Here is a 10223-nt window from a genome sequence, read left to right on the forward strand (position 1 = left end):
TGGGTAAATCTATTAAAGAGAATCTCCTAAAGCGTTTGGTATCGCATTCCGGGCAGTTGGGACACTAAGCCCAACATTTCTAACTGAAACAGAGCGCTGGAGACGAGTCCGGCGGCCATGCCTGTTTGCTGAACGATCGCATCAAAGGCAGCCGATTCGAGATTGGATTGGGTGACGATCGTGCCGACTGATTGCAATACTTGAGCCAATTCAGCACTCAACTCCAACAAGGGTTGGGCAGATTTTGCGGCATCGAGTTGAGGCATCGTTCCCAATAGTTCTAGCAGTTCTGACTCGCCGAGAATCATCTGTGCGCCTTTGCTGATCAGGGTCAGACAGCCTTTTGATTTGGCATTGTCGAGGCTGCCAGGAAGGGCATAGACATCGCGTCCATAATCGTTGGCAAGATAAGCTGTGATCAGAGCGCCTGATTTTTTGGGAGCCTCAATCACCAAAACTGCACGACATAACCCTGCCACAATCCGGTTGCGTCGAGGAAAGTGAGTGCGATCGGGCTGCGTGCCGTTGGGGTATTCGCTCAAGGCTAGACCGTTCTCAATGAGTTCTTGATAAAGCTTGCGATTTGACCACGGATAGACGACATCGACACCCGTTCCTAAGACGGCAACTGTCTGACCACTGGCTTCTAGACAACTCTGGTGAGCTTCGGTATCGATGCCTTCTGCCAGTCCTGAGACGACGATGAAGCCATTTTGTACCAGCGATGCGCTTATTTTTCGCGTCCAGCGGCGACCATAGTCGGAAGGGTCACGAGTGCCGACGATCGCGATCGCAGGTAAATCTGTCAGATCTTTGATCATCGAAGGTTTGCCGCGATAATACAGAACGGGCGGCGGATCGGGGATTTCTTGCAACAAAGCGGGATATTCGGGGTCGGCGGGTGTCCAAAACTGTGAGTTTTTTTGTTCGTGCTGTTGGAGCAGGTGATCGGGTTGATAGTTGTGGCGATCGGTGGCGATCGCTTCTGCGGTCAATAGTCCAATGCCTTCGACGGCTAGAAGTTGATCAGGGCGAGCATCCCAAGCCTCTGACAAACTGCCAAACTCCTGGTAGAGTCGCTTAATCAAAATCGGCCCCACATTGGGAATTTGCGCCCAAGCCAGCCAAAATGCACGTTCCTGAGTCAATCTCCTACCCTCGCAATCTGGTAATTTTGAGTTGAGTATTCCCTCTATGGCGAGTCTTCTGTCATTTTTAGGGGCTGATTAGAAAAGATGAATCAGCGAAGCTGGACTAGAGAGCCGTAAATCAGTGGAGTATGCGATCGACGACTCTCTAAATCTCTAAAGTTGAATTGTCTTTTGGTTGTGCAATTCCTCCAAATGTATGAGTGAACCAGCCCCCAGGACAATATCAAACTTCATTAAAGACCGCTGCACTTGATAGCCCGCCAACACGCGAATCACTTGATATTCAGTCGTCAAATCGCTCGTGCCATCCCATTTGAGATAGGCTAATTGATTTGAAGCAACTTCACTCAATTGTTCAACAAACTCTTCAATACAATTCCTGACATCCGAGAGAATGCCAGAAGGTACAAAAATCAAACGATCCTGCAAATCCAACGTAACGGTGACTTGATATCGTCTCACTAATGAGCATTGCAACTCAAAGCTAAACGAAACCGAGTCAGGAAGGTGTCTCCTAACGGCCATGTTGTTTTGTCCTCTCTGTTTAGTGCAAAGAGGATGGGAACGCTGACGGCTCAAACGCTCCCCAGTGGTGTGAAGTGTATGCAGGATCTTGATTCCAACCTTTCAAGATCCCATCGCAAAGCAGACGTAGTACAATCATGAACGCCTCCAAAGTTACTCCAATTAACTTAGGTGGAAGTCCTCGGAGATTTGATCTCGCAAATCAGATTTCCGGGGCGTGATCTCCACCTGCGGAACATCTTACACAGATTTTTGATTTTTTGGAATAGCCAATTTTTTGGAGAAACGTTAATCAGGCATTTGGGGATCGACTCGTTCCTTGTACCTTCCGTTTTAGTCAAGACACAGAGCGCCTGGTTTTGAGTAGAGGCAGAAACTTGCTCTGAGACTGCCAGATGACTAAGAAAAGCTTCAATGTCTGCAACGCCCATTTCTTGGGGATGTTGCTTGTTATGAAAAAGAATGTAGCGTCGTATCCAGGCTACGTAACTTTGTTCTGTCCGGTAGGAGTAGTGTTTTAGCCGAATGGCATCGCGAACTTGGTCAAGCAGTTTTTTGGGACGCGGTTCCATAGATTAGATTGCTGAGAGGTAAGTAGTATTAATGTGCTAAATACTACAGCGGGATGCTCTGTACTGACTATGAAGATTTCCTAAAGCAACAGGATTATTTTCTCAATCCAGAGATATTATTTTGGGGCAAGCGTAATTCTGCTTAACTTCCCAATTTGGGGTGTTATACAGAATCTTGTCTGCCCTAATCTGAGATTTGAGGAGTTATCCGAAAGTTTTTCAGCCTAATCGCCCCTTTGGGAGGGTTAGCCAGACAATTTTCAGCCTAATCACCCGAATCAGGGAGGTTAGATAGACGAGATCAGTCTAAACACAAGTTAGGTTGCTTCAGTTATTGGTGAGGGCAGCGTATGGAGATTATTGGAGAGAAAGCATTATTCGTTAAATTGCATATGAGTAGTAAAGATAAGATCCGATAGATTGATCGTGCGAAGCACAACTTTCCTAGCTCATATTTAGATCATTGAAGAAGATAAAGGAATGGAAATATTTCTGGGTTTTATAGGCGGACTCATAACATCTTGGATTTTCTGGAAATATCTCCATTTCCTCAAGCCCAACGTTAGAGTGTCTCAAGTAATTTCAAAGAGTCCAAGTTACGATGAGGAAAGGCGAGGTCAAACTATTTATCGGATCAAGGTTGTTAATCTTGGAACGCGCCAAGTCATTAACCTATCTGCACAAGCCACTTTGACAAAAATAGCAAATGTCGCTGATGGTCAACGGCGCATGATACGCAAGATTGAGCTAAAAAGTGATAGCCAAGCTGCGTTAGGTTCTCGAATAGCAATCAAAGATATGTGGCGTATTCCGCCAATGTGGATTGTTGTAGTTGAGCCTAATTCACCTCTGGAAGATTTGGTTAATGATCATTGGAAACTGCAACTGACCCTTTCCGCTCAAGATGCTTTGAGTGGTACAACAGTGGTTCAACGAGTCACGTATGACAAACAGCAAATTGTTCAAGGAGATTTCAGATCGGGGTTGAGTTTGGATGTTTTTGACCCAACTCAATATGGAACTCAAATCGAGCCAGGTGAGGAAGAAGAATTTGAACCAATTCGTTCTAAATCAACAATTGCGCGTAAAACCCACCAACCTAACAATTCGCTTGGAGCGGACTGATGGATAATCTTGGTGCATGGCATAAGTTACTTGCAGCCGCTCAAGCGCACCGTTAGACCGCGATAAATTGTCCTAGCAACTGAAAACTGAAAACTAGCTCATCTATGTGACACACAAGAGAGCTTAGATAGGACTTACGCACTGTACAAATAAACTGCTTTATGCACTAACGCAAACAGCCTGTTTCAGTCTTTGCCAACCCCATCTAGATCGGCTTGCGATCGTCAAAAAAAGGGCTGAAAACTTGGCTAAAAGCCTTGAAAAGCCTAAATGCTATTTTGGATTTTTTGTCAATGCGTAAGTCCTATTAGATTGAATATGACAAAATCCCATATCTGCTACTGTGTATAGATCGTGCTTTTTTGTGGAGGTACAGATGGCTGGTTTAACGGAGAAGAGTTCAGACTCGGCTGAACTTGAAAATGCACGAGTTGGGTATCAAGCAGCATTGGATCACGTAGCGTTCTACGGAGAAAAAATTTGGGCAATCTTCAATGCGATGCTAGTGGCGAACAGCATAGTAGTTGCTGGTATTGTTGTAATTCTGAGTCAGCCAACATTAAAAATTCTAAAGATCCTTCTACCTGTTATTGGGGTATTACTGTGTGCTTCATGGTTTCTTTTAGTCAAACGCGCTCATGAGTTCAGTACCTACTATCTTTTATCTGCTCGTGAAATTGAAGAACGTTATCTTAGTCCACAAGTGGTGACTTTATCGCGTGGAGGTAAGTTTGCAAGTGGCAAGGCTATACTGCTAGAACTTGAAGGTGAGCGAATCACTCGTCGAATGAGTCTCTGGGCAAGGCTTGCAAAGAATGAGGTGAATTCTACATGATGATTCCAATCTTTATTCTTCTGTACATCGTTTTATTTTTTCAAAACTGAATTCACTGGCAGAGCAGTGCAATATAGCCCCGTGAAACAGAGGAATGGTTCAGGTTAAAATGCAGAGATAACATTGCAACGAGGTCAAGCCGATGACAGTTCGACAACCCCGATACAGTAAAGAAGAGTTTGCGCGACGTGGCGATGAGATTTATAAATCTCAAGTGCGACCGCAAGTCGAGGAAGGCAACCACGGCAGAATTGTGGCGATCGATATCGAAACCGGAGCCTTTGAAGTGGCAGACGAAATTTTAGATGCAACCAATCGCTTATTTGAAAGACTCCCTGATGCTCAACCTTGGATCGTCCGCATTGGGCATCGCGCCGTTCATCGCTTTGGCGCACGGAGCTTGAGAAAACCTGTATGATGCACGGTGTCGTGAATTTAAGCTGTGAGGCAACTATTTCGCTGGTCGTGAGCAATACAAATCGTCAGACGCGCTTGATTGATGCAGTGATTGATACAGGCTATACAGGATTTTTGAGCCTGCCTCGTGAAATCATTGTTGCTCTGAACCTTCCTTGGACAGGTATCGATCGCGGGACATTGGGCGATGGGAGCGAAGTTACTTTTGAAGTTTATGCCGCAACCGTGATCTGGGACGGGCAATACCGGAACATTCCCGTAAATGAAGCGGAGACTGATCCGTTAGTCGGGATGAGTTTACTGTATGGCTACGATTTGTTTATTCGGGCAGTGGAAGGTGGTAACGTCACCATCAAGCCTGTTGAGTAGTTGAAAGTCCCTTCGTTGAGGCACGGTCTAACAACACAGTGGAGCGGACGGTAGAGAGTCTTCGCGCTTCGTTCTAGTCTACTCGCCGCCGCTCACTTTCGCCGTTAGACCGTATCACATGCCCAAATCATTTTGGGCAATAGTTTCCTAGAGAATTAGGGCAGTAAGATTTGTAAAATCTGCTTGAACTTCACTTTGAAGAAGAGATATATGTTGTGTGAGTTAGTGTGCTGTAGTTACGTGAGCTTAGTCTAAAACTAATAAATCTAAGTGGAGGAAGACCATGGATGAGAATGAACTGAAAGTATTGGTAGCTCGAGTTTCGAAGGATGTTCTTTCTGAAGTTACGAAAGGAGAAGCCATTCGTGGATTAAAAGTCGGTGAACTTAAAGATCGTGCTGCTGAGCTTGGGGGTGGACGACTTGATTCTGCGTGGACAATCTCTTACTCCACGGCTAATGCAACTCTAATTGAGCGACTTGATCCTGCTAGCGTTAAAGACGCTGTTGCATGGACAATTTCTTACAGTACCGCAAAGATTTCTGCAGTCGAAGGCGGTCGTCTCAATCAGTAGCAACCATAAGTAGCAATTTGGGAGGGAAACTGCTCAGCAAGGTAGTTTCCCTTTTTTGAAAAGGGAGATTTGTGATGAACAACACATTAGAATACGTTACAAAGCGGGTAGAAGAGTTTATCCCGACCGTATGGAGCGGAGTTAACTCCCTGCTGTATAGTTATGCTTCTATTACTCCATCAGACTTTGTCGTCTTAGTTTATACCGGCGACGCTACGGAAGCAGCAATCTGGGTTTCATTAGGTCTTGAGAAAGGGCAGATTCCTTACTGTCGCATTTGGACTAATCCTCTCGTAGATTTTGAATTTGAAGACGCTCTTCGAAATGCTATTCCATGCATAGACGAGATTCAGGGGCGTCTTGTAGTTTTCACGTTTGAACGAGACACAATGTCTCATACGGAAACTTTAAATCGCATCGTTGAGGCATTTCCACCTAGCAGGCGGCTAGTTTATCGAGTGATCAGTGCAAGTAAGGAACTTTTTGAGACTGCATTGCTCTCAACACCTCAGCAACTTGAAGCGTTGAACATAACTCTTCTGAAGCAGTTCATGCCTGCACGAAGGCTTCGAATTACCACACAAGGCGGAACAGAGCTTAGAGTCAGCCTTGACTCAGAACGACATCGTTGGATAAGCAATCGTGGAATTGCTAAAGAAGGAGGGACAATTATTTTGCCTGCCGGAGAGGTTGCAACTTATCCTGCCAGTGTAGATGGAATATTTGTTGCAGATTTTGCTTTTAATGTGAATACAGTGACTAATCGTGATGCTCGTTTATCGAGTTCACCAGTAAAACTTGAGTTGAAAAACGGATACCTACAGTCCTTTGACTGTTCTGACTCTCAAGTATACTCATTTATCGAAAAATGCCTTTCGAGTCCATGTGCGCCTAGAGTAGGTGAGCTTGGCTTTGGCACAAACCTCTCAGTTCATGACCCAATCTCACTCAATTCTCATGTAAATGAGCGACGATGTGGTGTTCATCTCGGATTTGGTCAACATAACCAAGATCCAGGGGTTGTAGATTATCAGTGTGAAATTCATTTAGATCTTATAGCGAGGGGGGGAAAGGTTTGGGTGGATGACTGTGATGTTCCTATAGACCTTGAACAGGTTATTCCTTCAGAAGGGCCACATCCTCGCTCGACTCGTGATGAAGATGTTTTTTCACCTGAGGTTCTAATTTTGGATTCGGGTTGTTGTGGTTCTACTAACTTAGTTTCTACGTGTCTTAACAATGAATGATGATGGTTGGTAGCATTTGGGAGAGAAACGCTCATATTCTCGCGGGCGCTTTTTTAGAGGGAAATGAAGTAGGGCTTAACCTCTCAGTGGATCTTATACTGCTTGCTCTTAAGTCACATCTTCCAGATAGTCCTTGCCGAATCATTGATATTGGGGGAGGTGGGGGACATGTTGGTATTTACCTTGCTGAACTTGGGCACGAGGTAGTAATCGTAGATCCAGACCTTACTATGGTGGATGCGACGATCAAAAATATTTCATTAGCTCCTCAACAAGTTCGCAAACTCATAAAAGTTGTGCATGCGACTGGTGAGTCTGCATTAAACGAGGTAGGTGGTGGGTACGATGTACTTTGCTGTCACAGTGTCATCATGTATCAAGACAGTCCACTTACCTTCCTTTCTGAGATCTTGAAGCTTGTAAGTGATAAGGCAGTAGTATCCATAAGCTCAGTAAATTCAGACTCAATAGCAATGAGGTTGGGCCTTCAAGAACGATGGGCAGAAGCTATCGCTACTCTCTCTACAGGTTTGAATTGTGATACCCGCTGCGTCGCTACTAACAATATTTCACGAGTGGCTGTGTCTAAGAGACTGTCCGATCTCGGTTTTGATGAAATCGGCTGGTACGGGATTGGCATTTTCACTGATCATCTCTGTGAAGCCATAGTTGCAAGCGATATCCGCCAAGTTATTGCAGCAGAATGGCTTGCGGGTTGTTCAGATCCCTACCGTGCGGTAGCAAGGTGTTTTCATATCTTGGCAAGACGAGGTATCCCTCAGTGAACTCGCCAGAACAGGTATCAGCTCCTATCATAGAAATACGGTCTAACAATCCCGTTGCACATCGACCGTATAGAGTTGGTCGGTGAATCCGAGAAGTTACTAGCGGCGGGTGAACGGGGTCGCTAGACCGACAGCGCCATTCAGTTCACTTGTACTATACGCTAGAATTTTCGTGGCGCCACAATCTAACTAACGTTGGAACCGACAACCGAATTTGCACTCTCAGTAGATCGCAAAGTCAGCCCGACACGGGTAAATAAATGGCTGTAATCAACGGAAATCGTCGTTCTACCGCATGAGTGAGGAAATCCAACATGGTTTTGAAGGGAAACAAAGCTTTCAAAACCACCTGCCCACCGGGTCTTGGGCGAGAGACGAAATACCAGAGCAAATAGGCCCACAGATTCACCAGAATCAAGGCTAACGCGACAAATAGAAATCTGAGGATTGGGTTTTTGGTGGTGGTGCGAATGCACCCCTGATTCTTCAGGCGATAGCTCGTTTCAATGCCAAAGCGGTCGCGGTAATAGTCATGTAGTTGAGGGAGCGCGATCTTCAAGCGATGCACGACGTAGAGGGCATCGCAAATGCCATGCTTCCCTTTAAATCCTTTGAAATACCCGCAGACCACGGCAACGCAACAGGTGACGCTGCGATGCGCAGAACTGTTGAGGGTGTAGGTTGTGCGATAGCTTTTGCGTCCGACACACAGCGCAGGAGTTCCCCCTGTTTTGCCGCGAATTACCGCAGGCATCAAAAACGGTAAGTTGAGTGCCTTGAGCCAGCGAATCACGGAGACTGAGTAGAAACCGCGATCTAGCAGTAACGCTTTAACGCGCACGCGCAACGGCGAGAGCATTGCTAACAGATAGGTGAGCGTAGCAACTGGGGTTTCATCGCTCGGCACCGCATGAATGCCCAAGGTGACACGCTTGTTGCGGCAAATCACATACACAGTCGCATAGGCAAAGAATCGGGTCGTCCCGGCTTTTGCTTGAGAGCGGTAGACATACGGCGCTTCGATTTCGTTCGGTACCCCATAGTAGGGAATCAAGTGCAAATCGATGGCGATGCGATGCCGCCCCTTGCCGATTTTGGGTGGAATCCGACTTTGCAAGGCGGCATTCACTTGTGCCTCTAATGTCACCCTGTCGTCCAGTTTCTCTAGCTGATAGCGGATGCAATTGCTGCTAGGTGCTCCTGACAAACTTCGTGTGGTGTGTTCAATGCTATCTCCCCGGCTTGCCGCTCGCACTAGGATTTCAAAGAATTCCCGCGCCGTGTAACTGCCATTCGTTTCCAAGCAAAGGTGTTCGCTCAAGCAGTGGATCGTGCACTCCAATGTGCTTTGATCATCCAAAGCGGGCGTATCACATAATAAGGATGGGTAGGAAGTCATGGCTGTTTAAATTTTGGTTAGCCTGACTCTACCCCTTTCCTAGAGAATTTTCGATCTACTGAGCCTACCTGGGGTTTTTGTAGTGTTTCGAGCGCTTGTTTGTCAAAACGGGAGCAGGACGACAGCGCTTTAACGTCTTAGCGGCGATGAATGCCCTCACCCACGAACTCGTCCTCGTGACCAATGACGCTTACATCAACGCCCAGAGTGTTTGTGAGTTGTTAAGGAAACTAGCGGCTTTAGGGCTGAGTGTCCCGATGACCTTGGTGCTGGACAATGCCCGTTATCAAAAATGTGCCCTCGTCACTGAGCTTGCCGCCTCGCTCCAAATTGAGTTGCCCTACCTACCGCCTGATTCCCCCAACTTAAATTTGATTGAGCGGTTGTGGAAGTTTGTTAAAAAGCAGTGCTTGTACTCGACCTATTCTGCTGACTTCGCTCAGTTCAAAGCCGCCATTTCTAGTTGCCTTGACCAATGCCACACCACTCATAAACAGGGGTTAGACTCCCTACTAACGCTTCGCTTTCAGTCCTTTCGTAACACGCAATCCATACCCTGATGCAGTATAGATTCATCTAAAAAGACCCATCAGAAAAGTCAGGCTTCCAGATAAAATTGCCAAAAACAAAGCCCAGAAAGGCTTCTCTCTGGACTTTTGGCTTAATTTTACTGGATGCCAGGAACGAGACTTGAACTCGTGACACGAGGATTTTCAGTCCGTGTAGCTGATGACTAAAAGCTCTGATGCGTTTGGCTTGTAGAAATCAGTTAAAAAAATTGACTAAATCGTGACTAAATTGGGCGATCGATTCCCTTCCTAAAGGCTGCGGAAATCAAGATCAGTGTTGAATCTTGGGAATGTTTTATTAGTCACATTCAACTACTAGCATGAATATCACCAACGCAGACCTTCCCGCTTTCTCAACCGCCGAAGAAGCAGCAGCATGGGCTGTCTACACGCTACAGCAACACAATAAGGGGTTAAAAATCGTAGAGACAGAGCTGGGGGCTGAATTTTTTGCAAACACGGGCATTTTTACAACTCCATCTGGTGAGGATCGCTTATTGATCCGCGCAACTCTACCGCTTAAGTCAAATTGGGCAATTAGCCCAGAGTCGAGAATTTGGAAGCGTGTAGATTCTCAGTCCAACGTTGCACTTCAAGCTGGTTAAGTAGGTGGGTAGAATTAATTGTAAGATAAGGAGGCTGCTCAATTCCTCAA

12 protein-coding genes and 1 pseudogene are annotated in these 10223 nt (G+C 46.0%); 9 read left to right on the plus strand and 4 right to left on the minus strand.

Going from position 1 to position 10223, the window contains the following annotated elements:
* Window positions 1–26: 26 nt before the first annotated feature.
* From dprA to ACKFKH_RS25045, 3 genes are all read right to left on the minus strand, one after another.
* Window positions 27–1148 (minus strand): DNA-processing protein DprA, encoded by a 1122-nt coding sequence (gene dprA / locus ACKFKH_RS25035; RefSeq protein WP_446861065.1) that lies wholly within the window; start codon window positions 1146–1148, stop codon window positions 27–29.
* A gap of 156 nt (window positions 1149–1304) precedes the next feature.
* Window positions 1305–1676, minus strand: coding sequence for a hypothetical protein (locus ACKFKH_RS25040; protein WP_446861066.1), 372 nt, complete (start codon window positions 1674–1676; stop codon window positions 1305–1307).
* Window positions 1677–1843: 167 nt separating this feature from the next.
* Window positions 1844–2248: a phage integrase N-terminal SAM-like domain-containing protein gene (locus ACKFKH_RS25045; RefSeq protein WP_446861067.1), complete on the minus strand. Its 405-nt coding sequence runs from the start codon at window positions 2246–2248 to the stop codon at window positions 1844–1846.
* Window positions 2249–2728: 480 nt separating this feature from the next.
* On the opposite strand from ACKFKH_RS25045, the gene ACKFKH_RS25050 reads away from it, so the two are divergent.
* The 7 genes from ACKFKH_RS25050 (at window position 2729) to ACKFKH_RS25080 (ending at window position 7600) form a co-directional block, all read left to right on the plus strand.
* Entirely contained in the window at window positions 2729–3373 is a 645-nt protein-coding gene (locus ACKFKH_RS25050) for a hypothetical protein (protein WP_446861068.1), read from the plus strand.
* A gap of 376 nt (window positions 3374–3749) precedes the next feature.
* Complete coding sequence (locus ACKFKH_RS25055; protein WP_446861069.1) at window positions 3750–4208, plus strand: RipA family octameric membrane protein; 459 nt, start codon at window positions 3750–3752, stop codon at window positions 4206–4208.
* 142 nt (window positions 4209–4350) lie between these two features.
* The gene (locus ACKFKH_RS25060; protein ID WP_446861070.1) at window positions 4351–4626 is read left to right on the plus strand and encodes a hypothetical protein; all 276 of its coding nucleotides are present in this window, start codon (window positions 4351–4353) and stop codon (window positions 4624–4626) included.
* Complete coding sequence (locus ACKFKH_RS25065) at window positions 4623–4994, plus strand: clan AA aspartic protease (protein WP_446861071.1); 372 nt, start codon at window positions 4623–4625, stop codon at window positions 4992–4994. Before ACKFKH_RS25060 ends, ACKFKH_RS25065 begins: the two co-directional genes overlap by 4 nt.
* Before the next feature lie 283 nt (window positions 4995–5277).
* Complete coding sequence (locus ACKFKH_RS25070) at window positions 5278–5568, plus strand: hypothetical protein (RefSeq protein WP_446861072.1); 291 nt, start codon at window positions 5278–5280, stop codon at window positions 5566–5568.
* Between the two features lie 74 nt (window positions 5569–5642).
* On the plus strand, window positions 5643–6815 hold the full coding sequence (locus tag ACKFKH_RS25075; RefSeq protein WP_446861073.1) for a hypothetical protein: 1173 nt from the start codon (window positions 5643–5645) through the stop codon (window positions 6813–6815).
* Window positions 6816–6817: 2 nt separating this feature from the next.
* Window positions 6818–7600, plus strand: a complete 783-nt coding sequence (locus tag ACKFKH_RS25080) for a methyltransferase domain-containing protein (protein ID WP_446861074.1) — start codon at window positions 6818–6820, stop codon at window positions 7598–7600.
* A gap of 238 nt (window positions 7601–7838) precedes the next feature.
* On the opposite strand, the gene ACKFKH_RS25085 is transcribed toward ACKFKH_RS25080, so the two are convergent.
* Complete coding sequence (locus tag ACKFKH_RS25085) at window positions 7839–8807, minus strand: transposase (RefSeq protein WP_446861075.1); 969 nt, start codon at window positions 8805–8807, stop codon at window positions 7839–7841.
* A 254-nt stretch (window positions 8808–9061) separates the two neighbouring features.
* Here ACKFKH_RS25085 and ACKFKH_RS25090 point away from each other — a divergent pair.
* Both ACKFKH_RS25090 and ACKFKH_RS25095 read left to right on the plus strand, forming a co-directional pair.
* Window positions 9062–9559: pseudogene (locus ACKFKH_RS25090) on the plus strand (IS630 family transposase); the annotation flags it as partial.
* A gap of 329 nt (window positions 9560–9888) precedes the next feature.
* Entirely contained in the window at window positions 9889–10173 is a 285-nt protein-coding gene (locus ACKFKH_RS25095) for a hypothetical protein (protein ID WP_446861076.1), read from the plus strand.
* Window positions 10174–10223 lie beyond the last annotated feature (50 nt).

The organism is Phormidesmis sp. 146-20 (genome assembly GCF_052939475.1).

Excerpts from the sequence above, each read along its gene's own strand:
- ACKFKH_RS25040 (WP_446861066.1), bottom strand. The coding sequence starts at position 1,676 with ATGGCCGTTAGGAGACACCTTCCTGACTCGGTTTCGTTTAGCTTTGAG.
- ACKFKH_RS25045 (WP_446861067.1), bottom strand. The coding sequence starts at position 2,248 with ATGGAACCGCGTCCCAAAAAACTGCTTGACCAAGTTCGCGATGCCATT.
- ACKFKH_RS25050 (WP_446861068.1), top strand. The coding sequence starts at position 2,729 with ATGGAAATATTTCTGGGTTTTATAGGCGGACTCATAACATCTTGGATT.
- ACKFKH_RS25055 (WP_446861069.1), top strand. The coding sequence starts at position 3,750 with ATGGCTGGTTTAACGGAGAAGAGTTCAGACTCGGCTGAACTTGAAAAT.
- ACKFKH_RS25060 (WP_446861070.1), top strand. The coding sequence starts at position 4,351 with ATGACAGTTCGACAACCCCGATACAGTAAAGAAGAGTTTGCGCGACGT.
- ACKFKH_RS25065 (WP_446861071.1), top strand. The coding sequence starts at position 4,623 with ATGATGCACGGTGTCGTGAATTTAAGCTGTGAGGCAACTATTTCGCTG.
- ACKFKH_RS25070 (WP_446861072.1), top strand. The coding sequence starts at position 5,278 with ATGGATGAGAATGAACTGAAAGTATTGGTAGCTCGAGTTTCGAAGGAT.
- ACKFKH_RS25075 (WP_446861073.1), top strand. The coding sequence starts at position 5,643 with ATGAACAACACATTAGAATACGTTACAAAGCGGGTAGAAGAGTTTATC.
- ACKFKH_RS25080 (WP_446861074.1), top strand. The coding sequence starts at position 6,818 with ATGGTTGGTAGCATTTGGGAGAGAAACGCTCATATTCTCGCGGGCGCT.
- ACKFKH_RS25095 (WP_446861076.1), top strand. The coding sequence starts at position 9,889 with ATGAATATCACCAACGCAGACCTTCCCGCTTTCTCAACCGCCGAAGAA.